Below are 22369 nucleotides of genomic sequence, written 5' to 3'. Positions count from 1 at the left end.
CTTCCGGTGTGAAGCTCTACGCCGACCGCGTTCCCGTCGCCCTTCGCCAGCTGATCACCGACCTTCTCGTCGTCGTCTGGGTCTACCTGTGGATCCGGGTCGCGCTCTGGATCCACGACCTGGTGCTGAAGCTCGCCGTGCCGGGTCAGAAGCTGGAGGGCGCCGGCAACGGCATCGCCGACAACCTGGCCGACGCCGGCGGCAAGGTGGACGACGTGCCGGTGGTCGGCGACGAGCTCACCGAGCCGTTCACCCGGGCCGCGGACGCGGCCCGGGCGCTGGCCGACGCCGGCCGGGAGCAGCAGGAGTTCGTCGACCAGATGGCGCTGATCCTGCCGCTGATGGCGATCGCGGTGCCACTGGCGCTGGTGCTCTTCGTCTGGCTGCCGCTACGGCTGCGCTGGATCCGCCGGGCGGGGGTGGCCGCCGCGGTGCGCACCGACCCGGCCGGCCGGGATCTGCTGGCGCTGCGGGCCCTGGCCGGCCGCCCGCTCAACGAGCTGGCCAGGCTGGGCCCGGACATCGCGCAGAGCTGGCGGGCCGGCGACCCGGAGGCTGTGGACGCGCTAGCCGAGCTGGAACTCAGGCGTCTCGGTCTGCGCGGCCGTCGCTGACGTCGTCGTCATCGTCATCGTCGTCCTCACCCCAGTTGCGGTGCGCGAACGGGAGCGCCACCCAGTAGGTGACGAACCAGCCCGCGGTGACCACGGTCAGCGGGACGGCCCACTTCCAGTCCAGCACGTAATCGGTGATCAGCAGGACGCTGCTGACCATCGAGATCAGCATGAACGCCAGACCCGCGGAAGCCATCTTGTGGGCGTACCGGACCAGCTCGGGCTTGCGGCCCTGCCGGAACAGCGCCCGGTGGAACGCCACCGGCGAGATGATCAGCGCCGTGGCGAACGCGGCGCTGATCAGCGCCACCACGTACACGTCCTTCTGGAACGCGGTGGCGTCCGGAAAGCCGTTGCTGAACGGGATGGTCAGCAGGAAGGCGAAAAGGATCTGCACACCGGTCTGTGCGACCCGCAGCTCCTGCAGCAGGTCCGCGAAGTTGCGGTCCCAGCGCTGCTTCTCGGTTTCGCCGGACGGATTCTTTCGGGGGGTGTGTGTTTCGACCGCCATGACGCGCCAGCGTTCCCCCGCACGCTCATGGTCAAACGTTGATGCGTGCCAGCACGGCGTCGGCCAGTTCGCGTGGTGCCTGTTCAGGCACCCAGTGGCTGACACCCTTCATCGCCACGAGCTGATAGTCACCTTCCACCCAATCGGCGGTCCGCAGGGCGGCGGTCAGCCCGACCACGCCGTCCCGGTCGCTCCACACATACGTGGTCGGGACCTTCACCACGCCGGTCGAGGCGATCTGATCGGTGGTGAACGCGCGGTACCAGTTCAGCCCGCCGGTGAGCCGGCCCGGCTCGTACATCGCCTCGACGTACTGCTCGGCGTGGTGCAGCGGGCGCAGCATCCAGCGCAGCAGCGTGCCGTTGCGGGCCAGCAGGAGCCGCTCGGCGACCGGCGACCGGAAGACCTCGAAGTAGGCGAAGCGGGCGCGCTGCGACGGGCGTACCCGCAGGGCCAGCATGAGCGCGCGCGGATGCGGCACCGAGATGGCGGTCAGCGTGCGCACCCGGCCCGGATGGCGGGCGGCGAGCAGCCAGGCCACGTGCGCGCCCCAGTCATGGCCGACCAGGTGGGCGCGTTCCACCCCCAGGGCGTCCAGCACGGCGAGAGCGTCCGAGGTCAGTTCCCCCATCCGGTACGCGGAGACCTCGGCGGGCCGGGCACCCGGTGAGTAGCCGCGCTGGTCCATCGCGTACGTGCGGAGACCGGCCGCGTGCAGGCGGGGTGTGAGCAGATCGAACTCGCGGTGATCCTGGGGAAAGCCGTGCAGCAGCAGGACCGGCTCGCCGTCCTCGGGGCCGCCCTCGTACACATCGAAGGTCAGCCCGCGAGCTTTGATCTCCATGTGATGGCTCCCTCTCTATTCCAGCCCTCTACCAGGTGTTAGCGTCATCGAAGCACATGTAATCCGACAGGGGAGCGCACAGCGCTGAGAGTGCGGGCGACCGCAGACCCTCGTACCTGATCTGGGTAATGCCAGCGCAGGAAGTTCGGTCTTCTCCAGCCGCGTCGTGTCCGGGCACTGCCGCCCGGCCGCGGCGTGCGTCTCCTCCCGGTACCCGCTGGGAGGCGTTTCAATGAAAAACACCAATCCGAATCGCTGGCGCACGATAGACGTCGTGATCGCCTCGGTCATCGCCGTGGCGTTCGGCGTGATCTTCTGGGCCTGGAACATGGTCTGGAGCGCCACCGAGAGCGCGTTCGCCTTCTTCCCGCCCGCGCAGACCCTGCTCTACGGCATCTGGCTGATGCCCGCGGTGCTGGGCGGGCTGATCATCCGCAAGCCGGGCGCCTCGCTCTACACCGAGCTGGTCGCGGCGATCATCTCGGCGCTGCTCGGCAACGCGTGGGGCGCGACCGTCATCCCGCAGGGCCTGATCCAGGGGCTGGGCGCGGAGCTGGCGTTCGCGGCGCTGCGCTACCGCTCCTTCAAACTGCCGGTGGCCCTGCTCGCCGGAGCGCTGACCGGTGTGAGCGCGGGCATCTACGACTTCTTCGTGTGGAACTCGGAGACCGCCCTCTGGTCCTACCGGATCCCGTACGCGCTGCTGACCGTGGTGAGCGGCGCCGTCCTGGCCGGGCTGGGCAGCTGGGCGCTGGTCCGGGCGCTGGTGCCGACCGGTGTGCTCGACCGGTTCGGAGCGGGCCGGGAACGGGCACTGATCTGAGTCATGAGTGAGGTTCGGCTTCGCGGGTTCGGGTGGCGGCACGCCGGGCGCCGCGCCTGGGCAGTCCGCGGACTCGACCTGCACATCCGGCACGGCGAGCGGGTGCTGCTGCTCGGTCCCTCCGGGGCCGGCAAGAGCACCCTGCTCGCCGCGCTGGCCGGCCTGCTCCCGGAGGACTCCGGCGAGGCCGAGGGCACGATCGAGATCGACGGTCTGCCACCCGCCGAGGCGCGCGAGCGGACCGGGATCGTCTTCCAGGATCCGCAGACGCAGCTGGTGATGGCGCGCAGCGGCGACGACGTGGCGTTCGGCTGCGAGAACCGGGGCGTGCCGGCCGGCGACATCTGGCCCCGGGTCAGTGACGTGCTGGATCGGGTCGGCTTCCCGTACCCGATCAATCGCTCCACCGCGGCCCTCTCCGGCGGCGAGGCGCAGCGCCTCGCCCTCGCCGGTGTCCTGGTCATGCGGCCCGGATTGTTGCTGCTCGATGAACCGACCGCCAACCTGGACCCGCTGGGCGCCGAACTGATCCGGGAGGCGGTGGCCCGGGCCACCGGCCCGGAGACCACGCTGATCATCGTGGAACACCGGGTCGCCGAGGCGCTCGAGCTGGTCGACCGGGTGGTGGTGCTGGAGCCGGGCGGCGGCGTGCGCGCCGACGGCGCACCCGATGTGATCTTCGCCGCCTACGGCGACAAGCTGGCCGACGAGGGCGTCTGGGTGCCGGGTTTCAACACCTCACCGATCAAGGCAACGACCATGGCAAACCCCGATCTGGTACGCGCGGAGCAGGTCACCGTGCCAGGCCGGTTGACTCCCGTCTCGATCGCCGCCGGCGCCGGTGAGGTGCTGGCGGTCACCGGTCCCAACGGCGCGGGGAAGTCCACCCTGGCCCTGCTGCTCGGCGGTCTGCTGGCGCCGGCCGCCGGGCGGATCGTGGCGTTCGGCGACAAACGGCCCCCGCACCGGTGGCGGGCCGCGACCCTGACCCAGCGGATCGGGTCGGTCTTCCAGAACCCGGAGCACCAGTTCGTCACCGGCCGGGTCGCCGACGAGCTCGCGCTCGGCCCACGCCGGGTCGGCCGGTCCCCGGACGAGGTCCGGCGGATCGTGGACGGGCTGCTGGAACGGCTGCGGCTGACGAAACTGGCGGCGGCCAACCCGTACACGCTCTCCGGCGGCGAGGCCCGGCGGCTCAGCGTGGCCACCGCCCTCGCCACCGCTCCGCAGCTGCTCATCCTCGACGAGCCGACGTTCGGGCAGGACCGGCGCACGTGGCGGGAACTGGTCGATCTCCTCGCCGAGCTGCGGGCCGAGGGGCACGGGATCGTCGCGGTCACCCATGATGACGCGTTCGTGCGTACGCTCGCCGACCGTACCGTTCCGCTCGGTGTGCCGGAGCCGGCGCCGCTGCCGCGGAGGTCGCGTCCGTGACCCTCACCCTGGAACCGATCGCGGATCTGTCGGCGCCGCTCGCCCGGCGCAACCCGGTCGCCAAGCTGGGCGCCGCCCTGCTCTTCTCGCTGCCGCTGATCGCAACGGTCGATCCGTTCACGCCGGCCGCCGCGCTGCTGCTCGAGCTCGCCGTGCTGCCGTTCTTCGGCGTCCGCTACCGGGTGCTGGCCCGGCGCGCGGCGCCTCTGCTGCTGGCCGCTGCCGGGGTGCTGGTCACGATGGTGCTGTTCGCCGCCGAACGCAGTGGCGACCTGGTCTTCTCCGCCGGGCCGTTCGACGTCACCACCGGTGTGCTCGGCACCGCCACCGGGCTGATCCTGCGGATCTTCGCCGTGGCGCTGCCCGGCATGATCGTCTTCCTCACCACCGACCCCACCGATCTGGCCGACGCGCTGGTGCAGAACGCCAAGGCGCCGCCGCGGTTCGCGATCGGCGCGCTCGCCGCGTTCCGGCTGCTCCCGCTGCTGGCGCAGGAGTGGCGGGCGCTCACCCTGGCCCGCCGCGCGCGCGGCGTGGACGCCGGCCGCAATCCGGTGGCCAGGCTGCGGCTCTTCGCCTCGACCGCGTTCGCGCTTCTGGTCGGCGCGCTGCGGCGCGGGGTCCGGCTGGCGGTGGCGATGGACGCCCGCGGCTTCGACTCGGGAACACCGCGGACGTACGCGCGCCGGCAGCACTTCACCGCCGCGGACACCGCCCTGCTGGCCTGCGCCGGAGTGGCCGCGGCCGCGATCCTGGCCGCCTCCGTGGCGTGGGGTGTTTTCCGGCCGATTGTCGGCTGATCGTTCGCCGGACGGTCACGGGATCGCCAGCGGCTGTTGTCCTGTTCGGACCAGGGTGACGATCATGGGTCACGGCCACGATCATCATCATTCTCCCGACGCCGTCGGGGGCGACCTTCCGGACGCCCTCGACCTCTCGGTTCCCACTTCCGAGCTCTCGTCGTCCGACGCGTCCCGCCGCCGCTTCCTGCTCGGCGCCGGCCTGCTCGGCGCCGGCGCAGCCTCGTCCGTGCTGGCGCGCCCGGGCGCGGCCGCCGCAGCCGGGCTGCCGCACACCCACGACAGCGCCGGCGGCGGCACGGCCAAGGGCGGCTTCCGGTGGCTCGCCGGCGATCACCACATCCACACCCAGTACAGCTCGGACGCCCAGTACCGGGTGATCGACCAGGCCCGGCACGGGCAGGCCTACGGGCTGGACTGGCTCGTCATCACCGACCACGGCAGCGCCACCCACGCCAAGATCGGTGTGGACAAGGTCAACCCGGACATCGTCGCGACGCGCTCCTCGCTGCCCGGCCTGCTCACCTTCCAGGGGCTGGAGTGGAACATCCCGGCCGCCGAGCACGCCACCGTCTTCGTGCACCCGGGCAGGAACGAGGTGGAGGTGCTCAAGCAGTTCGAGAACGCGTACGACGGCTCGCTGCTGCCGACCACCAACACCGCCGCCCAGAACGAGGCCATGGCGATCGCCGGCATCCAGTTCCTCGGCGAGCAGGTCCGCAAGCGCAAGATCGACGGCGCGCTGTTCTTCGCCAACCACCCGGCCCGGCGCGGCATCGACTCGCCGCACGAGATCCGCAACTGGCGCGACGCCGACCCGACCGTCGCGGTCGGCTTCGAGGGCGCGCCCGGCCACCAGGCCGCCGGCATCCCGGCCCCGAACGGTCGCGGCGGCGCCCGCGGCTACTACGACAACAACCCGTCGGCCGCGTCGTTCGCCGGCTACCCGCTGGAGAGCTACCGCACCTGGGGCGGCTTCGACTGGATGACCGCCACCGTCGGCGGCCTCTGGGACAGCCTGCTCGCCGAGGGCAAGGCGTGGTGGATCACCGTCAACTCGGACAGCCACGTCAACTACCTGGACCAGACCGACCGCGGGCCGGGCAGCGACTTCAACGCCAACGGCAAGTACAACGACCCGGTCTACACCGGCACGATCAACACCCAGGCCGGTGACTTCTGGCCCGGCTACTACGGCCGGACCAACGTGGGCGCGTCGACGTTCTCGTACAAGGCGGTCATGGACGGTCTGCGCGCGGGCCGCGTCTGGGTCGACCACGGCCGGCTGATCAAGGGCCTGGACGCCCGGGTCCGGGTCGCCGGTGACCGCCGCTCCGCGAACGGGACGCCGCTCGGCGGCGTGCTGCAGGTCAAGCGGGGCACCTCCACCGAGCTGGTCCTCGACATCGACCTGCAGGACATCCCGAACTGGGCCGGCTTCATCCCGGTCCTCAAGCGGGTCGACGTGATCGTCGGCACGGTCACCGGGCCGGTCGCCGACAAGGACGCGTTCACCACCCCGAACACCCGGGTGGTCAAGTCGTTCGAGGTCTCGCGGACCAGCGGGCGGATCTCGCTCAGCTACGACCTGGGACGCCTCGACAAGCCGTTCTACCTGCGGGTACGCGGCACCGACGGGAACCGCACCCAGCCCGGTCTGCTCGGCGCCTCGGTCGACCCGTACGGTCCCCAGCTCGATGTGGTCGGCTCCGCCGACCCGTGGGGTGACCTGTGGTTCTACACCAACCCCATCTGGGTCCTGCCTAGATGAGCTCCGCCTCGCGGATCATCGGGGTCAGCCTCGGCCACCGCACCCTGGCCGAGGCCGACCACTGGATCCAATCGCTGCAGCCGGCGCCGGTGCTGGCCTGCACCCACCTGGTCAGCGTGCCGTACCCGCACGTGGCGATCAGCCTCCTCACCACGTCGTCCTTCCGCACCGAACCGTCCCTCGCCGCGGCCGCGGACGCCGCTTCCTCGGGACAGACCGGGCGCGCAGTCCGGTTCCCCGGCGTGGAACGGCTGACCGGTGAGCTGACCGTCAGCGAAATCCTGCAACGCAGCTCGATCTCCCGGGTCGAGGTGCTGGGCTCCGGGCCGGCCGACCCGTCCACGGTCGTGGAGACCGGCGACTTCGTCCGGCCACAGTTCCGCGGCGGCGAACTGGTCCTGGTCGCCACCCCGGCGGCCGGTGGGCGGCTCGTCCCGTTCGAAAGGCGGGAACCGACCCCCTGCTGTGCGGATCACTGACGGGGCGCTTCCTAGGGTGGTGGGATGTCTCGTCCGCGTCTGCACGACCAACTGTCCGAGGCCTGCAGCGGCGTGCTGCTCTTCAGCATCACGCCGCCGCGGCGCAGTGCCACCGAGGAACGGGTCAAGGAGATCGCCGAGGTCACCCTCGACCGGCTCAGCAGGCTCGACCTCGACGGCCTGATCCTGTACGACATCGACGACGAGTCCGACCGCAACCCGGAAGAGCGGCCCTTCCCGTACCTGCCGACCCTCGACCCGGCGCACTACTACACCGGGTACCTGAGCGGCTGGCGGCAGCCGGTGATCATCTACCGCTGCGTCGGAAAGTACGCCGAGGACGAGCTCCGCACCTGGATGACCGGCGCGGACCCTTCCGTTCTCGGCGTCTTCGTCGGAGCCTCGTCCGGCAGCAAGGTCGTCCGCACCGGCCTGCGCCGCGCCCAGGAGCTGCGCGCCGAGACCCGCCCCGACCTGCCGCTCGGCGCGGTCGTCATCGGCGAACGGCGCGACGAACACCTGCGCATGCTGGCCAAGCAGGAACGCGGCACCTCGTTCTTCATCTCCCAGGTGATCTACCACGTCAACGAGACGAAGAACCTGATCTCCGACTACTTCTACGAGTGCCGAACCCGCGGCGTCGAGCCCCGCACGATCATCTTCACCCTGTCGCTGTGCGGCTCCCTGAAGACCCTGGAGTTCGTCCGCTGGCTCGGCGTGGACGTGCCCCGCTGGCTGGAGAACTCGATCCGGCACGCCCCCGACCCGCTCGCCGAGTCCTACCGCCAGTGCGTGGCGATCGCCAACGACCTCGCCACCTTCTGCGAGCACCTGGGCGTGCCGTACGGCTTCAACGTGGAAAGCGTCTCCATCCGCAAGGCCGAGATCGAAGCCTCCACCCACCTGGCCACCGAAATCGCATCCCTGCTCCGCGCCCGCCACGGATAGCCGAACGCTGGGCCCGGGCTCCGCCCGGACCCACCTGCCGTCAGTCGATCGTCCCGGCCTCGGCAACCCACCGAGTCTGCTGCCCGGTCACCTCAGCCACCTGGAGAAAGTCGGCGTCGTAGTGAAGCAGCGTCAGCCCATGCTGCTCCGCTGTCGCCGCGGTCAGCAGGTCGACCGGGCCTGCTGACCGATGTGTGCCCTTGTCGGTCAGCGCCTCCTGCACCTCGCGGGCCTCCTTGAAGACCCGGTCGGGCATCACCACCCAGCCGAACGTTTCCCTGATCAGCGACTCCTGCCGGTCCCGGTCAGCCCTCGACTTCGCCGTGTAGAGCAGCTCGATCTCCGTGATCGCGCAGGTCGCGATAGATCCGTCCGTGATCTCCCGCCGCCATTCGCGGCTCAACTCCGGGTTGCGCAGCAACCTGATGAGCGCGCTCGTGTCGACCAGGTACCTCACTTCTTCCACGGCCGATTCCGCTTGTCGACCAACTCGTCGAACTGACCGGTCGCGGCGATCTCCATCAACTCGTCGAGCGCCCGGCCACGGCGCGCTCGAGCCGCAGCGTCACGCAAGGCGGCGACGATGGTCTCGTCCTTGGTGGTCGTCCCGTACAGCTCGGCGGCGTCAGCCAACACCTCGCTGTCCGTATCGACCTCATGATTGGTCATCAGGTCCCCCATGGTTGCTGCCGACCTCCCCACTGTATGCCCGCAGATGCGTGCGCCTAGTTGCCTTACGCCTAGGCTAGTCGCGTGCATTGATCGACTCAATGGGAGGATGGCGGGATGTTGGTTGCCTTCTCTGTCACGCCGATCGGGAGCGGGGACTCCGTCGGCGACGCGGTCGCCGAGGCGGTCCGGGTGGTGCGCGCCTCCGGGCTGCCCAACCGGACCGATGCCATGTTCACCACGATCGAGGGTGAGTGGGACGAGGTGATGGCCGTCGTCAAGCAGGCCGTCGACGCGGTCGCGGCGGTCTCGCCGCGGGTCAGCCTCTCACTCAAGGCCGATGTGCGGCCGGGTGTCACCGGCGCGCTGACCGCCAAGGTGGAACACATCGAGCGGGTGCTGAACCAGTGACGAGACGGCTAGTCATGTGGGACATCGACTACACGCTGCTGCGCGGCGGCGGGGTCGCGGCCCGGGCGTGGAGGTCGGCGTTCACCGAGGTGACCGGGGTGGACTGGCGGGCGACGCCGAACTTCGGTGGGCGTACCGATCTGGACATCTGTGCCGAGGTCTTCACCTCGCACGGGGTGACCGACTGCACGCCGGAGCGATTCTTCGCCCGGTATGTGCAGATCATTCACGAGATCAAGCACGAGTTCGCCGAGCAGGGCGAGCTGATGCCGGGCGTCCGCGAGGTGCTGGGCCGCCTCGGTGACCACCCGGGCGTGGTGCAGACCCTGGTCACCGGCAACGTCCCGGAGGTGGCCGCGGTGAAGGTCGCGGCGTTCGGGCTGGCCGGGTCGTTCGACGCCGAGGTGGGTGGTTACGGCACCGACGACAGTGTGCGGGCCACCCTGGTCCGCCGCAGCCTGGAACGGGCCCGCACCAAGTACGGCGAGCCCTTCCGCCCGGTGGTGGTCGGCGACACGGTGAACGACGTGACGGCCGCGCTGGCGAACGGCGCAGTCGCGGTCGGCGTGGCGACCGGCGCGACCGCCGCGGCCGACCTGATCGCCGCCGGTGCGCACACCGTGCTGCCCGACCTGGCCGACGCGGACGCGGCGATCCGGGCCATCACCGCCTGAGCCGGACCGGTCAGGTCGGGCTGACCGGGTTGGGCAGGGCGCCGCCGAAGCGGCGGTCGCGCTGAGCGTAGAGCTCGCACGCATACCACAGATGGCGGCGGTCGAAGTCGGGCCAGAGGGTGTCCAGGTAGACCATCTCCGCATACGCCGACTGCCAGAGCAGGAAATTCGACGTACGCTGCTCGCCGGAGGGACGCAGGAACATGTCCACCTCCGGGATCTCGGGGTGGTAGAGGTACTTCGCGATCGTCTTCTCGTTGACCTTGTCGGCCTTGAGCTTGCCGGCCGCCACGTCCCGCGCGATCGCCGCCGCCGCGTCCGCGATCTCGGCCTGACCGCCGTAGTTGACGCAGAACTGCAGGGTGAGCGTCGAATTCTGCCGGCTCATCTCCTCGGCGGTCTGCAGCTCGGAGATCACGCTTTTCCACAGCCGCCCGGCCCGCCCCGACCAGACCACCCGGACGCCGAGGTCGACCAGCTGGTCGCGGCGGCGCCGGATCACGTCCCGGTTGAAGCCCATCAGGAACCGCACTTCCTCGGGGGAACGCTTCCAGTTCTCGGTGGAGAACGCGTACGCCGAGAGATAGGGGATGCCCATCTCGATGGCGCCCTCGATCGTGTCGAAGAGCGAATACTCCCCCTGCTCGTGCCCCTTGGTCCGGGACAGGCCCCGCTCCTTGGCCCAGCGGCCGTTGCCGTCCATCACGATCGCCACGTGACGTGGGACCGCGGCGGGCGGCAGCTTGGGTGGCCGGGCACCGGAGATGTGCGGGGTGGGCGGACGCGGGCTCAAGGGTTCAACTCCCGTCGATCGACAAGCGGGAGCGAGCGCAGCGCCCGCTCCATGTGCCATTGCAGGTGTGCGGCGACCAGGCCGCTGCACTCGCGCCGCACCGGCGGCTCGGTGGCGTCCGCGAACGCCCAGTCGCCGTGGGTCAGGGCGGCCATCAGGGTCAGGGTGACCGGGCTGGGGTGGGCGGCGCCGGGCGGACGGCAGTCCGGGCAGACCGCGCCGCCGGCCGGCACGGCGAAGGCGGCGTGCTGCCCGGGGGTGCCGCAGACGGCGCACTCGGTGACGGCGGGCGCCCAGCCGGCGAAGGCCATGGCACGCAACAAATACGCATCCAGCACCAGGCTGCCGGCGTGCTCGCCGGCCGCGAGCGACTTGAGCGCACCCAGGGTGAGCTGGAAGAGGCGCAGCGCGGGCTCCCGCTCGACCGGGGTGAGCCGCTCGGCGGTCTCGCAGATCGCGCTGGCCGCGGTGTATCGCGGGTAGTCGGTGAGGAAGCTCTTGCCGAACAGCGCGACCGCCTCGACCTGGCTGACCGAGTGCAGCGAGCTGCCCACCCCCTCGGGGGAGCCGGCGAGCTGCAGGTCGATGTGGCCGAACGGCTCCAGCCGGGCGCCGAAGCGCGAGCTGGTGCGGCGCACGCCCCGGGCGACCGCGCGCAGCCGGCCGTGCCGCCGGGTCAGCAGGGTGACGATCCGGTCGCTCTCGCCGAGTTTCTGCACGCGCAGCACCACCGCGTCGTCGCGGTAGAGCTGGCGTCGGTATCCGGCGGTCACCCCGTCATTCTGCCCGGTACCTACGACATACCCTGACCCGGATCTCAGGGTCGGCTCGGGGACGGGACTGATGGTGCCTGAGCGACCCAAGAAATAGCGTCAGGTCATGACCCGACGAGTTGCCGTTGCCCTTGCCGCCGCCACGCTCCTCGCCCTGGCCGGCTGTGACGGCGCGGTGGGCGCCGAGATGACCTTCGACGACGTCGTGCAGTCGAAGATCAGCGAGATCGTCCTGACCGGCGGCAACGCCGACGTGACGGTCACCACAGCAACCGGGACCGAGACCGTGATCAAGCGGGTGGTCCGCGGCGGGACCAACGCCGGCGAGGCGCACAAGCTCTCCGGGGCGGTCCTGACGCTGCCCACCGACTGCGGCCGCGACTGCCGCACCCGATACGAGATCAAGGCCCCCGCCGGGGTGACCGTCCGCGGCGACCTGCACTCCGGCGACGTCATGCTGGAGCGGGTGGGCCCGGTCGACCTGAAGCTGACCTCCGGCGACGTCGGAGTACGCGACGCCACCGGCAAGGTCGCGATCCGGGCCACCTCCGGCGACCTCGCGGTGGACGGCGCCCCCGAGGTCAACCTGGAGTGCACCTCCGGCGACCTGACCGCCCTGAACGTGTCCGGCCCGATCACCGCCCGCAGCTCGTCCGGTGACACGCACCTGGGCCTGGCCGTCCCCGCCTCGGTCACGGCCACGGTGACCAGCGGCAACCTGGATCTGATGGTGCCCGAGGGCAGTTACCGGGTGCGCACCGACACCGGCAGCGGCGACGAGACCCTGCACGGCGTGATCGACGACCCGAAGGCGAAGCACACGCTGGACCTGCGCACCCGCAGCGGCGACCTCACCGTGGTGCCCCGCTAGAGCGCCACGCTGGAGCTGAGCGCGGGCTGCTGGGCCGGTGCCGGGGAGACCGGCACCGGCACCGGCCGGCCCGGCACCAGGGTCGGCCGGCGGCCGGCTGCCCAGTCCTCCACCCAGCCGACCGCGGCGATCACCACACCGAGCAGCAGGAAGACCACCACGGTCCGCCAGCCGATGCCGGCGAACCCGTGCACCGGCAGTCCGAAGTGCGCGCCCACCTGGGTGACCGCGACGATCAGCGGCACATGCCAGAGGTAGATGGTCAGCGCCCGGGCGTTCAGCACGGTCAGCACCCGGTGTTCCCGGACCATCGGTGCGAAGCCGAGCGCGACCAGGATGAACGCCGCCGACCAGAGGGCGTTGCCGAGCGGGATGTCGTTGAGGTCGTACCCCCGCGGCCCGGGATGGGTGAGGACCCACGCCGCCGCGGGCACCGCCAGGACCCCGGCCATGACGAGCAGGCGCTTGCGGCCGAGCCGGCTGAGGTGACCGTCGTGGTGGGCGAAGCCGAGCAGCCAGGCGCCGCCGTACAGGGCCAGGTCGCGCGCGACCGGGGGCACCGTGAAGCCGCCCAGTTCCAGGACGGCCAGCGCCACGTACGGGGTCAGCACGGTGGCGAGCGGAAAACGCCGGAAGAGCGGCAGCGCGAGCGGGGAGAGCAGCACCAGCCAGAGGAAGTCCCGCAGGTACCAGGCGTGGCTCAGCGACTGCATCCACCAGCCGGTGGCTTCCGGGTCGACGATCGGGAAACCCCAGAGCAGGAGGCGTACGTCCCACGCGGTACCGGCCACCAGCATGGCCGGCACCGCGATCAGGGCGATCACCCAGAGCGATGGGAGGAGGCGGCGCAGCCGGCGTTCCACCGCCCACGTCCCGAACCGGTCCAGCGACGCCGCCATCAGCGAGCCGGCCAGCGCGAACATCACCGACATGGCGGGGAAGACGATGGTGAGCGCAGTCCAGCCGGTCAGGTGATAGATCACCACCCGAACGGTGGCCACGGCGCGCAGGAGGTCCAAGTACCGGTTCCGCATGGGTGAAGGTGTTACCCGCGTTCCGGCGAAAAGCGCAAACCCCGGTGAACTATCCCATAGTCAGAGAATGTCCAAATATCGATTTAAAAACCGAGTTTACGAAGTTGCTTCGGATCTCGCTGCCACTCCTTGGCGACCCGGACGTGAAGATCCAGATAAACCTTGCCGCCGATGAGCTCCTCGATCTCCGCGCGGGCACGTGAGCCGACCTCCTTGAGCCGGGCGCCGCGGCTCCCGATCACGATCGACTTCTGACTGTCCCGCTCCACGTAGAGATCCGCGTAGATCTTGGTCAGCTTCCCCTCGACCATCATCTCCTCGACCAGCACCGCGATCGAGTGGGGCAGCTCGTCCCGTACGCCCTCGAGAGCCGCCTCCCGGATCAGCTCCGCGATCAGCACCTGCTCCGGCTCGTCGGTCAGCACGTCGTCCGGGTACAACTGCGGGGACTCCGGCAGGTAACTCACCATCACGTCGGTCAGGTTCTCCACCTGATGCCCGGAGACCGCGCTGACCGGGATGATCTCGGCGAAGTCGTAGAGCTGCGAGACAGCGAGCAGCCGCTCGGCCAGGGTGGCCGGATCGACCAGGTCGACCTTCGTCACCACGGCGATCACGGTGGCCTTGAGCGCGCTGATCTCGGTCGAGATGAACCGGTCGCCACGCCCGATCGGCTCGTCCGCCGGGAAGCACACCCCGATCACGTCGACCTCGCTCCACGTCTCGCGGACCAGGTCGTTGAGCCGCTCACCGAGCAGCGTCCGCGGCCGGTGCAGACCGGGCGTGTCGACCAGCACCAGCTGGGAGTCCGGCCGGTGCAGGATGCCGCGGATGACGTGCCGGGTGGTCTGCGGCTTGTTCGAGGTGATCGCGATCTTCTGCCCGACGATGGCGTTCGTCAGCGTCGACTTGCCGGCATTGGGCCGGCCGACGAAACAGGCGAAACCGGCCCGGTAGACCCCATCCTCGGCCTTGGCGGCACGCGCGGCCTTGTGCCGGTGCACTTTCTGATTCTCGGTACGCGCAGCCGGCCGCTCCGGCGCCGCGGACTTCCCACCCCGCGAGTGGCGCGGCTTGCGCGCCCGCTGCTGCGACGGCTGCTGTTGTTGCTGCTGCTCGCCCTGCTCCCCGGCCCGCCGTGCCGCCCGGCGCTCCTGCCGGCGCAGCTCGTTGCGCTCCCCCGCCGTCAACCGGCGCTCGTCCGGCCCCTGGGCGCCGCTCTCCGCCGCCATCAGGAGGTGACCGTGCCGAGCAGCGAGCCGTTCGGCCCGGCCACGTGCACCGGCGCGTCGGCGGAGAGGTCACGCACCGCCGCGTAGCCCGCGCCGTCCAGCGTCGACGCCTCGGTCACCACCGCGGCCGCCTCCAGCCGGCTCGCCCCGGCCGACGCCGCCTGCGCCACGGCCAGCTGCAACGCGGTCAGCGGCAGGCTGGGCAGCGCCACCGAGGCCGCCGCGTAGGTCCGGCCGTCCTGATCGCGTACCGCTGCTCCCTCGACCGCGCCCACCCGGGCGCGTGAGCTGCGTGCCAGGGTGACGAGCTTGGCGTCCTCGGCGCTCAGCGCGGCGCCGCCGGCGCTCGGTACGGGGGTGGCGTCGAAGGTTTGCTCAGGCATCTGCGGGTTGTCTTTCCTCAGTCTCGGCAACGTTCTCATCGGCCTGCTCGGAAGGCGGGTCGGGCTCCACCCGGCGCACCAGCACCGAGTCGATCCGGTTCCGCCGCCCGGTGGCGCCCTCCGCGGTCAGGTGCAGGCCGCACACCTCCGCCTTGGCGCCGGGGATCGGCACCCGGCCCAGCGTCTGCGCCAGCAGACCACCGACCGTCTCCACCTCGTCGGCGGGCAACTCGACCCCGAACACCTCGCCGAGGTCCTCGATCGGCAGCCGGGCGGCCACCCGGACCGCGCCGTCCTCGAGGTGCTCGATCGGCGGGCGCTCCACGTCGTACTCATCGGTGATCTCGCCGACGATCTCCTCGAGGATGTCCTCGATCGTCACCAGGCCGGCGGTGCCACCGTACTCGTCCACCACGATCACCAGGTGGTTGCGGGCCGCCTGCATCTCGGACAGCAGGTCGTCGACCGGTTTCGACTCCGGCACGAACGTGGCGGGGCGCATCGCGTCCGCCACCGCCTGCGCCGTCGCCTCCGGGTCACCCGACTGGGTGCGGCGGATCACGTCTTTCAGATAGAGCAGGCCCAGCACGTCGTCGACGGTCTCGCCGATCACCGGGATCCGCGAGAAGCCGGACCGCAGGAAGAGGAAGAGCGCCTGCTGCAGCGTCTTCGGCGCCTCGATCCACACCATCTCGGTGCGCGGGACCATCACCTCACGGGCGATCGTGTCACCCAGCGCGAACACCGAGTGGATCATCTCGCGCTCGCCGTGCTCCACCACGCCCCGCTGCTCGGCCAGGTCGACCAGCTCCCGCAGCTCCACCTGGCTGCCGAACGGCCCCTCCGGGAAGCCCTTGCCGGGCGTCACCGCGTTGCCGATCAGGATCAGCAGGCTGGCCAGCGGGTTCAGCACCTTGCCCAGCCAGCGCACCAGCGGGGCGGTCGCGCGGCCCACCGCGTACGCGTGCTGCCGCCCCACCGTCCGCGGGGCGACCCCGACCACCACGAAGCTGACCAGCGTCATCGCACCGGCGGCCACCAGCGCGGCCCGCCAGCCGACGCCCCAGGTGTCCACCGCGACCAGCGCCACCATGGTCGTCGCGGTCAGCTCGCAGAGCAGCCGCAGCAGCAGGAGCAGGTTGACGTGGCGCACCACGTCGGAGGCGACCGCGGCCAGCGCACCCGCGCCGCGCCGTCCCTCCCGAGCCAGTTCGGCCGCCCGGGCCGGCGACACCGTGGCCAGCGCGGCGTCGGCCATCGACGCCAGGCCGGCCAGCAGCACCAGCAGCACCGCGACGATGATCAGTTGCAGGTCCGGCAGGCCCGCCGACACGGCGGAGCCGGCCGCGAGCTGATCGGCGGGGTCCACGGTTAGCCGGCCTTGCGGCCGGCGCGCCAGCTCTGCAGAAGCTTGTTCTGCAGGGCGAACATCTCCCGCTCCTCGTCCGGCTCGGCGTGGTCGTAGCCGAGCAGGTGCAGCGCGCCGTGCACGGTGAGCAGGTGCAGCTCGTCCGCGGCGGAGTGCCCGGCGACGGCGGCCTGTTTCGCCGCCACCTCGGGCGCCAGCACGATGTCACCGAGCAGGGCCGGCTCACCGGTCCCGGACTCGCCGGGACCGTGGTCGACACTGCCCTCGTCCATCGGGAACGCCAGCACGTCGGTGGGGCCGTCCCCGCCCATCCACCGATGGTTCAGCTCGGCCATGTAGTCGATGTCGACCAGCAGGATCGACAGCTCGGCGAGGGGGTTGACCCCCATCTCGTCCAGGGCGTGCCGGGCAACCGCGAGGATCGCGTCGGTGTCGACCTCGACTCCCGACTCGTTGGCGATCTCGATGGACATAGTGGTGCGATTACCCCTTGCGACTAGCGCCTGCGCCCCGACGACCGGCCACCAGTGGCGGTCCGGCCCGGCACGGCGTGAACGGATTGTGCTGCCTGTTGTTCCTGAACGGCGTCGAACCGCGCGTACGCGTCGACGATCTCGGCGACCAGCCGGTGCCGCACCACGTCGGAGCTGGACAGCTCCGCGAAGTGCACGTCCTCCACGTCGCGCAGGATCTCCCGCACCACCTTGAGGCCGCTGCTGGTGCCGCCGGGCAGGTCGACCTGGGTGACGTCACCGGTCACCACGATCTTCGCCCCGAAGCCGAGCCGGGTCAGGAACATCTTCATCTGCTCGGGCGTGGTGTTCTGCGCCTCGTCCAGAATGATGAACGCGTCGTTGAGCGTGCGGCCGCGCATGTACGCCAGCGGCGCGACCTCGATCGTCCCGGCCGCCATCAGGCGCGGGATCGACTCCGGGTCGAGCATGTCGTGCAGCGCGTCGTAAAGCGGCCGCAGGTAAGGATCGATCTTCTCGGTCAGGGTGCCGGGCAGGAAGCCGAGCCGCTCCCCCGCCTCGACCGCCGGCCGGGTCAGGATGATCCGGTTGATCTGCTTGGCCTGCAGCGCCTGCACCGCCTTGGCCATCGCCAGATACGTCTTACCGGTACCAGCGGGGCCGATGCCGAAGACGATGGTGTTCTCGTCGATGGCGTCGACGTAGCGTTTCTGCCCGAGCGTCTTGGGCCGGATGGTGCGCCCGCGCCGGGACAGGATGTTGAGAGTGAGCACCTCGGCCGGGCGCTCGGTGGTGTTGGCCTCGAGCATCGCGAGGGTGCGGCGGACCGCGTCGACGCTGAGCGTCTCCCCCTTCTCGATCAGCTCGATCAACTCGGAGAAGAGCCGCTCGGCAGTGGCGTTCTCGGCCGGCTCACCGGTGATGGTGATCTCGTTGCCGCGAACGTGCACGTCACTGTCGAGTGACCGCTCGATGAGACGGAGGATCTCGTCCTTGGCGCCGAGCAGGTTCACCATGATCTTCGGGTCACTCACCGAGATCTTGGTCTGCGCCCGCACCGGGCTGGACGAGCCCGTGCTGGAAGGGTTCGGCGTACCGGTCATAGGGCGGCCCTGCGGGCCTCCGCCACCTGCTCTCTAAATAAGCGTCGAAAGGATCGTGCCATCCTATCCGCTCCCCCGCCCGCCCGCCGATGCCATTATCGCCCACGCCACCCCGCAGATCACCCGCCCGGAGCAGGCTCCGGGCCGGACGAGGCGGGCCCGCCGTCGAAGCCTTCCTGCAGCCGGGTGAAGCGGTACGTCGCCCAGTGCATCCGGACCACCGAGCCCCCGGCGTCGCGGGTGAGCCGGAGCAGCTCCCCGGCCTCCCGCCCGGAGACGGTACGCAGCACGTCGGGCCGGTCCGGCAGCGGTTCGAAGACCGCCGGCGGCCGGTCGGCCGGCGCCTCGGCGACCCGGGCCTGCAGCTGCCCGTCGTGCCAGCCGAACACGAACTCGGATCCCTCGCTCCACCAGCGGCCCAGCGCCGACCGGTAGGCGACCGGCGCGGGCGGCGCCGCCCGCCACGGCCTGATGTCGGCCGGGTCGAGTTCGACGGCGAGCCGGAGCAGCTCGTGGACCAGCTCGTTGGTCTGCCCGGCGGTGCCGGAGGAGCCGAGCACCGCGCAGCCCAGCGCGCCCGGGTTGCCCTCGCCGCCGCGCCGGCCGTAGACGCCGGCCAGGAAACCGGGCATGGCGCCGTCGTGGCCGACGTGCATCACCCGTTTCGGCTCCGGGACCAGAATCAGGCCGAGGCCGAACCCGGCGCCCCAGAGCGCCTCGTCGGTGGGGGTGAGCGGCCAGCGCATCTCGTCGAGGGTGGCCGGGGTGAGGACCCGGCCGGCCGGGTCGACGCCGTGCGGATCGGCCAGGAAGGCCGCCCATTTCGCCATGTCGGCCGCGGTGCTCCAGAGCTGGGCGGCGGGGGCCACGCCGGCCAGGTCGACCGGCGGTTCCGGGCGGGCCGCGTCGGAGTACGCGTCGACCAGATACCCCACGACCGCCCCGGCCGGGGTCTCGACCGTGGTGTCGCCCAGGCCGAGCGGGGTGAGGATCCGTTCGGTGAGGATCTCCGCCCAGCTGCCGCCGCGCAGCTTGGCGACGAGCTGGCCGAGCACCGCGAGCCCCAGGTTGGAGTAGTGGAACCGGCGCGCGTTGGGCAGCACCCGTTCGGCCCGGTCGAGCTCGGCGAGCAGCCGGCCGGCGTCCGGGGTGATCAGCGTGTCCCACACGTCGCCGTACGGCTCGCGCTGGTAGCCGGCGGTGTGCGACAGGAGCCGGCGCAATGTGGCGTCGCCGTGCGCGGGGACGTCGAGGTACGCCGAGACCGGCGCGTCCAGGTCGAGCAGCCCCTCGTCGCGGGCCTGCATGACCAGGACCGCGGTGAACGTCTTGGTGACCGAGCCGATCCGGAACCGGCTGCCGGGACCGAGCGCCCGGCCCGGGGTGCCGGACTCGCCGACGGTGAAGACCCAGGGCTCCCGGTCGGCGCGGTGCAGGGCGACGGACAGGGCCGGGATGCGCCCGTCCGCCTGGGCTCGGCGCGCGGCCCGCTCGTACCGGGCGAGGGCGCTCACCGACCGGCCAGCATGGGGCCGAGTGGCGCGCCGCCGAGGACGTGCGCGTGGACGTGGAAGACCTCCTGACCGGAGTGCGGCCCGGTGTTGAAGATCACCCGGAACCCGTCGCCCAGGCCCTCCTGCTCGGCGACGGCGGCCGCGGCGGCCAGCACGTCGGCAGCGGCACCCGGGTCGGCTGCGAGGGCGATCACGTCGGCATGGTGGGCGACCGGGATGACCAGCACGTGGGTGGGAGCCTTGGGGTCGATGTCGCGGAAGGCGAGGGTGGTCTCGGTGCGGTGCACGACGGTCGCCGGGATCTCGCCGGCCACGATGCGGCAGAAAAGGCAGGAGGTTTCCACCTGTCGGATCTTAGGGGCTGGCTGTTGAATGAACGGCGGATCCACCGAGCATAGTTTGGGAGCGCTCTCATGACCGAAATCGAACACTTTCTCCAGAAGCTGATCCAGCAGTTGAGCCTCGAGGAGAAGGTGTCCCTGCTGACCGGACAGGACTTCTGGTCGCTGCCGGCGATCCCGCGGATCGGTCTGCGGTCCCTGGTCATGTCGGACGGCCCGGTCGGCGTACGCGGCACCGGTTACACCCCCGACGACCCGTCGGTGGCGCTGCCCAGCCCGACCGCGCTGGCGGCCGGCTGGGACGTGGCGCTGGCCGAACGCGCCGGCCGGCTGCTCGGGCAGGAGTCCCGGCGCAAGGGTGTGCACCTGCTGCTCGGCCCGACGGTGAACCTGCACCGCACCCCGCTGGGCGGCCGGCACTTCGAGTGCTACTCCGAGGACCCGCTGCTCACCGGCGAGATCGCGGCCGGTTTCGTGGCCGGCGTCCAGTCGCACGGCGTGGGCACCACGGTGAAGCACCTGGTGGGTAACGACTTCGAGACCGACCGGATGACCGTGGACGTCCAGATCCCCGAACGAGCCCTGCGCGAGCTCTACCTGGCGCCCTTCGAGCGGGTCGCCGAGGCCGGCGGGTGGGGTGTGATGAGCGCCTACAACGGGGTGAACGGCGCACCGATGGCCTCGAACGGGCGCATCCAGGACGAGATCCTGAAGCGGGAGTGGGGCTTCGACGGGGCGGTGGTCTCGGACTGGCGGGCCGCCCGGGACACGGTCGCGGCCGCGACCGGCGGGCTGGACATCGCCATGCCGGCGATGGACAACCCCTGGGGGCCGAAGCTGGTCGAGGCGGTCCGCTCCGGCCAGGTGGCCGAGGAACTGATCGATGACAAGGTACGCCGGGTGCTGCGGCTCGCCGCACGGACCGGTGCCCTGGAGGGTCTGCCGGCCGTGGACGTCCCGCTCGACGAGGACGGCGTGGCGGTGACGCACGAGGTGGCGGTCCGCTCGTTCGTGCTGGCGCGCAACGAGGACGCGGCGTTGCCACTGGACGCCGGCACGCTGAGCCGGGTCGCGGTGATCGGCGCGCTGGCGACCGACGCCCGGGTGCTCGGCGGCGGCAGCGCCCAGGTCACCCCGCAGCACGTGATCTCCCCGCTGGACGGGATCCGGGCGGCGCTGCCCGGCGTCGACGTGGCCTACGCGATCGGGGCCGACCCCCGCCCGTTCCTGCCGCCCGCGCAGGGCCCGGACTGGGCGCCGTTCACTTTCCGGATCGAGGACCACGAGTTCGGGGTGGAGACCGCGACCGTCCGCTGGATCGGCGACCTGCCCGGCGGCCTGGACGTCGCGCACGTCACCAGCCTGGAGCTGCGCACCGAGTTGACCCCGGAGACGGACGGCGAGCACGTCCTGGCGATCTCCGGGTTCGGCGCGTTCGAGCTGACCGTCGGCGCCGAGAAGCTCTACCAGGGCTCGCTGCACCCGCCCGGCACCGGTCGCGCCGATCTGCTGCTGCACCCGCGGGAGCAGCGGTTCACGGTGACGCTGCCGGCCGGCGTGCCGGTACCGGTCGTGCTGCGCCAAACCTTCGAGCCGGGCATGGCGCATTCGGTGTCGACCACGCTGGGTCACCGCGCACCCGGCCCGGACGAGGACGGCCTGATCGCCGAAGCGGTCGAGCTGGCCGCACGCTCGGATGTCGCGGTGATCGTGGTCGGCACCACCGAGCAGGTCGAGTCGGAGGGCTTCGACCGGACGTCGCTCGCGCTGCCCGGCCGGCAGGACGAGCTGGTGTCCCGGGTCGCGGCGGCGAACCCGCGGACCGTCGTGGTGGTCAACGCCGGCTCGCCGGTGCTGCTGCCGTGGTCCGGCGAGGTGGCGTCGGTGCTGCTCACCTGGTTCCCCGGGCAGGAGGCCGGCGCCGCGCTCGCCGATGTGCTGCTCGGCGTCGCGGAGCCGGGCGGCCGCCTGCCGACCACCTGGCCGCGCGACGAGCAGGACTGCCCGGTCCTCGAGGTGCAGCCGGCGGGCGGCGCGCTCGGCTACGACGAGGGCATCTTCGTCGGCTACCGCGGGTGGTTGCGCTCGGCGGCCACGCCGCTGTTCGCTTTCGGTCACGGTCTTGGCTACACCACCTGGGCGTACGGGGAACTCAGCGTCACCACGACCGAAGCGGTCGTCACGCTGACGAACACCGGCGAGCGCACCGGGCGTGAGGTCGTGCAGGTGTACCTCTCCGGCGGCGACAGCCCGGTCGAGCGGCCGCAGCGGTGGTTGGCCGGCTTCGCGAACGTGCAGGCCGGCCCGGGCGAGACGGTCACCGTCCGGATCCCGCTGCCGGAGCGCGCCTTCCAGGTATGGGACGGGGGCTGGCGTACCGTCCCGGGCACCTACACGGTGACCGCCGCGCACGCGATCGACGACGACCGGCTCTCCGCCCAGATCACCCTGAGCTGACCCGCCTGCCTCGCCGCTCTCCTCGGTTCGCGATCTTGTCGAGTTCCC

Annotated in this window: 25 protein-coding genes and 1 riboswitch; of the genes, 11 read left to right on the top strand and 14 right to left on the bottom strand. The window is 71.3% G+C overall.

Annotated elements, in window-relative coordinates; translation table 11 throughout:
* The first annotated feature begins 8 nt into the window (after positions 1-8).
* The gene (locus tag OHA21_RS46395) at positions 9-614 is read left to right on the top strand and encodes a hypothetical protein (protein WP_328466494.1); all 606 of its coding nucleotides are present in this window, start codon (positions 9-11) and stop codon (positions 612-614) included.
* On the opposite strand, the gene OHA21_RS46390 is transcribed toward OHA21_RS46395, so the two are convergent.
* Together OHA21_RS46390 and OHA21_RS46385 are read right to left on the bottom strand one after the other, a co-directional pair.
* Positions 583-1125, bottom strand: a complete 543-nt coding sequence (locus tag OHA21_RS46390; protein WP_328466492.1) for a DUF6328 family protein — start codon at positions 1123-1125, stop codon at positions 583-585. The genes OHA21_RS46395 and OHA21_RS46390 overlap by 32 nt on opposite strands.
* A 31-nt stretch (positions 1126-1156) precedes the next feature.
* Positions 1157-1969: an alpha/beta fold hydrolase gene (locus OHA21_RS46385; protein ID WP_328466490.1), complete on the bottom strand. Its 813-nt coding sequence runs from the start codon at positions 1967-1969 to the stop codon at positions 1157-1159.
* A gap of 58 nt (positions 1970-2027) precedes the next feature.
* Positions 2028-2130: riboswitch (TPP riboswitch) on the top strand.
* A gap of 71 nt (positions 2131-2201) precedes the next feature.
* On the opposite strand from OHA21_RS46385, the gene OHA21_RS46380 reads away from it, so the two are divergent.
* From OHA21_RS46380 to OHA21_RS46355, 6 genes are all read left to right on the top strand, one after another.
* The gene (locus OHA21_RS46380) at positions 2202-2792 is read left to right on the top strand and encodes an ECF transporter S component (protein WP_328466488.1); all 591 of its coding nucleotides are present in this window, start codon (positions 2202-2204) and stop codon (positions 2790-2792) included.
* Between the two features lie 3 nt (positions 2793-2795).
* Entirely contained in the window at positions 2796-4226 is a 1431-nt protein-coding gene (locus OHA21_RS46375; protein ID WP_328466486.1) for an ABC transporter ATP-binding protein, read from the top strand.
* Positions 4223-5026 carry an energy-coupling factor transporter transmembrane component T family protein gene (locus tag OHA21_RS46370; protein WP_328466484.1) on the top strand — a complete coding sequence of 268 codons (804 nt, stop codon included), beginning with the start codon at positions 4223-4225 and terminating at the stop codon, positions 5024-5026. The genes OHA21_RS46375 and OHA21_RS46370 overlap by 4 nt, the downstream gene beginning before the upstream one ends.
* 64 nt (positions 5027-5090) lie before the next feature.
* The gene (locus OHA21_RS46365) at positions 5091-6797 is read left to right on the top strand and encodes a histidinol-phosphatase (protein ID WP_328466482.1); all 1707 of its coding nucleotides are present in this window, start codon (positions 5091-5093) and stop codon (positions 6795-6797) included.
* Complete coding sequence (locus tag OHA21_RS46360; protein ID WP_328466480.1) at positions 6794-7276, top strand: hypothetical protein; 483 nt, start codon at positions 6794-6796, stop codon at positions 7274-7276. Before OHA21_RS46365 ends, OHA21_RS46360 begins: the two co-directional genes overlap by 4 nt.
* A 24-nt stretch (positions 7277-7300) precedes the next feature.
* Positions 7301-8224, top strand: coding sequence for a 5,10-methylenetetrahydrofolate reductase (locus tag OHA21_RS46355; protein ID WP_328466478.1), 924 nt, complete (start codon positions 7301-7303; stop codon positions 8222-8224).
* Between the two features lie 40 nt (positions 8225-8264).
* On the opposite strand, the gene OHA21_RS46350 is transcribed toward OHA21_RS46355, so the two are convergent.
* Positions 8265-8690, bottom strand: a complete 426-nt coding sequence (locus OHA21_RS46350) for a PIN domain nuclease (protein WP_328466476.1) — start codon at positions 8688-8690, stop codon at positions 8265-8267.
* Positions 8678-8893, bottom strand: a complete 216-nt coding sequence (locus tag OHA21_RS46345) for a DUF2191 domain-containing protein (RefSeq protein WP_328466474.1) — start codon at positions 8891-8893, stop codon at positions 8678-8680. Before OHA21_RS46345 ends, OHA21_RS46350 begins: the two co-directional genes overlap by 13 nt.
* A 117-nt stretch (positions 8894-9010) precedes the next feature.
* Between OHA21_RS46345 and OHA21_RS46340 the strand changes: the two genes are divergently transcribed.
* The gene (locus OHA21_RS46340; RefSeq protein WP_328466472.1) at positions 9011-9304 is read left to right on the top strand and encodes an MTH1187 family thiamine-binding protein; all 294 of its coding nucleotides are present in this window, start codon (positions 9011-9013) and stop codon (positions 9302-9304) included.
* Positions 9301-9978, top strand: coding sequence for an HAD family hydrolase (locus tag OHA21_RS46335; RefSeq protein WP_328466470.1), 678 nt, complete (start codon positions 9301-9303; stop codon positions 9976-9978). The genes OHA21_RS46340 and OHA21_RS46335 overlap by 4 nt, the downstream gene beginning before the upstream one ends.
* A gap of 10 nt (positions 9979-9988) precedes the next feature.
* Here OHA21_RS46335 and OHA21_RS46330 read toward each other — a convergent pair whose 3' ends face one another.
* On the bottom strand, positions 9989-10771 hold the full coding sequence (locus OHA21_RS46330; RefSeq protein ID WP_328466468.1) for an isoprenyl transferase: 783 nt from the start codon (positions 10769-10771) through the stop codon (positions 9989-9991).
* Entirely contained in the window at positions 10768-11544 is a 777-nt protein-coding gene (gene recO / locus OHA21_RS46325) for a DNA repair protein RecO (protein ID WP_328466466.1), read from the bottom strand. The genes OHA21_RS46330 and recO overlap by 4 nt, the downstream gene beginning before the upstream one ends.
* Positions 11545-11650: 106 nt before the next feature.
* Here recO and OHA21_RS46320 point away from each other — a divergent pair, with 106 nt between their 5' ends.
* The gene (locus tag OHA21_RS46320) at positions 11651-12415 is read left to right on the top strand and encodes a DUF4097 family beta strand repeat-containing protein (RefSeq protein WP_328466464.1); all 765 of its coding nucleotides are present in this window, start codon (positions 11651-11653) and stop codon (positions 12413-12415) included.
* Here OHA21_RS46320 and OHA21_RS46315 read toward each other — a convergent pair.
* From OHA21_RS46315 to OHA21_RS46280, 8 genes are all read right to left on the bottom strand, one after another.
* Positions 12412-13449 (bottom strand): acyltransferase family protein, encoded by a 1038-nt coding sequence (locus OHA21_RS46315; RefSeq protein ID WP_328466462.1) that lies wholly within the window; start codon positions 13447-13449, stop codon positions 12412-12414. The genes OHA21_RS46320 and OHA21_RS46315 overlap by 4 nt on opposite strands.
* 83 nt (positions 13450-13532) lie before the next feature.
* Positions 13533-14453: a GTPase Era gene (gene era / locus OHA21_RS46310; protein ID WP_328478954.1), complete on the bottom strand. Its 921-nt coding sequence runs from the start codon at positions 14451-14453 to the stop codon at positions 13533-13535.
* 227 nt (positions 14454-14680) lie between these two features.
* Positions 14681-15064 carry a cytidine deaminase gene (locus OHA21_RS46305; RefSeq protein WP_328466460.1) on the bottom strand — a complete coding sequence of 128 codons (384 nt, stop codon included), beginning with the start codon at positions 15062-15064 and terminating at the stop codon, positions 14681-14683.
* Entirely contained in the window at positions 15057-16433 is a 1377-nt protein-coding gene (locus tag OHA21_RS46300) for a hemolysin family protein (RefSeq protein WP_328466458.1), read from the bottom strand. Before OHA21_RS46300 ends, OHA21_RS46305 begins: the two co-directional genes overlap by 8 nt.
* A 2-nt stretch (positions 16434-16435) precedes the next feature.
* A complete protein-coding gene (gene ybeY / locus OHA21_RS46295; RefSeq protein WP_328466456.1) occupies positions 16436-16906 on the bottom strand; it encodes an rRNA maturation RNase YbeY in 471 nt (156 codons plus the stop codon).
* A gap of 23 nt (positions 16907-16929) precedes the next feature.
* Positions 16930-18009, bottom strand: a complete 1080-nt coding sequence (locus tag OHA21_RS46290; RefSeq protein ID WP_328466454.1) for a PhoH family protein — start codon at positions 18007-18009, stop codon at positions 16930-16932.
* A 119-nt stretch (positions 18010-18128) separates the two neighbouring features.
* Positions 18129-19523: a serine hydrolase domain-containing protein gene (locus OHA21_RS46285; protein ID WP_328466452.1), complete on the bottom strand. Its 1395-nt coding sequence runs from the start codon at positions 19521-19523 to the stop codon at positions 18129-18131.
* Positions 19520-19867 carry an HIT domain-containing protein gene (locus OHA21_RS46280; protein WP_328466450.1) on the bottom strand — a complete coding sequence of 116 codons (348 nt, stop codon included), beginning with the start codon at positions 19865-19867 and terminating at the stop codon, positions 19520-19522. The genes OHA21_RS46285 and OHA21_RS46280 overlap by 4 nt, the downstream gene beginning before the upstream one ends.
* A gap of 69 nt (positions 19868-19936) precedes the next feature.
* Here OHA21_RS46280 and OHA21_RS46275 point away from each other — a divergent pair, with 69 nt between their 5' ends.
* Positions 19937-22321: a beta-glucosidase gene (locus OHA21_RS46275; RefSeq protein ID WP_328466448.1), complete on the top strand. Its 2385-nt coding sequence runs from the start codon at positions 19937-19939 to the stop codon at positions 22319-22321.
* Positions 22322-22369: the final 48 nt, after the last annotated feature.

The organism is Actinoplanes sp. NBC_00393 (genome assembly GCF_036053395.1).
GTDB lineage: Bacteria > Actinomycetota > Actinomycetes > Mycobacteriales > Micromonosporaceae > Actinoplanes.
The sequence above is the reverse complement of the archived record's forward strand: the minus strand, read 5'-3'. Positions and strand labels throughout refer to the sequence as shown.

What these genes read in the sequence shown, in the direction of transcription:
- OHA21_RS46390 (WP_328466492.1), bottom strand. Translation starts at nt 1,125, where the DNA reads ATGGCGGTCGAAACACACACCCCCCGAAAGAATCCGTCCGGCGAAACC.
- OHA21_RS46375 (WP_328466486.1), top strand. Translation starts at nt 2,796, where the DNA reads ATGAGTGAGGTTCGGCTTCGCGGGTTCGGGTGGCGGCACGCCGGGCGC.
- OHA21_RS46380 (WP_328466488.1), top strand. Translation starts at nt 2,202, where the DNA reads ATGAAAAACACCAATCCGAATCGCTGGCGCACGATAGACGTCGTGATC.
- OHA21_RS46360 (WP_328466480.1), top strand. Translation starts at nt 6,794, where the DNA reads ATGAGCTCCGCCTCGCGGATCATCGGGGTCAGCCTCGGCCACCGCACC.
- OHA21_RS46355 (WP_328466478.1), top strand. Translation starts at nt 7,301, where the DNA reads ATGTCTCGTCCGCGTCTGCACGACCAACTGTCCGAGGCCTGCAGCGGC.
- OHA21_RS46385 (WP_328466490.1), bottom strand. Translation starts at nt 1,969, where the DNA reads ATGGAGATCAAAGCTCGCGGGCTGACCTTCGATGTGTACGAGGGCGGC.
- OHA21_RS46305 (WP_328466460.1), bottom strand. Translation starts at nt 15,064, where the DNA reads ATGCCTGAGCAAACCTTCGACGCCACCCCCGTACCGAGCGCCGGCGGC.
- ybeY (WP_328466456.1), bottom strand. Translation starts at nt 16,906, where the DNA reads ATGTCCATCGAGATCGCCAACGAGTCGGGAGTCGAGGTCGACACCGAC.
- OHA21_RS46290 (WP_328466454.1), bottom strand. Translation starts at nt 18,009, where the DNA reads ATGACCGGTACGCCGAACCCTTCCAGCACGGGCTCGTCCAGCCCGGTG.
- OHA21_RS46345 (WP_328466474.1), bottom strand. Translation starts at nt 8,893, where the DNA reads ATGACCAATCATGAGGTCGATACGGACAGCGAGGTGTTGGCTGACGCC.
- OHA21_RS46275 (WP_328466448.1), top strand. Translation starts at nt 19,937, where the DNA reads ATGACCGAAATCGAACACTTTCTCCAGAAGCTGATCCAGCAGTTGAGC.
- OHA21_RS46340 (WP_328466472.1), top strand. Translation starts at nt 9,011, where the DNA reads ATGTTGGTTGCCTTCTCTGTCACGCCGATCGGGAGCGGGGACTCCGTC.
- OHA21_RS46320 (WP_328466464.1), top strand. Translation starts at nt 11,651, where the DNA reads ATGACCCGACGAGTTGCCGTTGCCCTTGCCGCCGCCACGCTCCTCGCC.
- OHA21_RS46315 (WP_328466462.1), bottom strand. Translation starts at nt 13,449, where the DNA reads ATGCGGAACCGGTACTTGGACCTCCTGCGCGCCGTGGCCACCGTTCGG.
- OHA21_RS46365 (WP_328466482.1), top strand. Translation starts at nt 5,091, where the DNA reads ATGGGTCACGGCCACGATCATCATCATTCTCCCGACGCCGTCGGGGGC.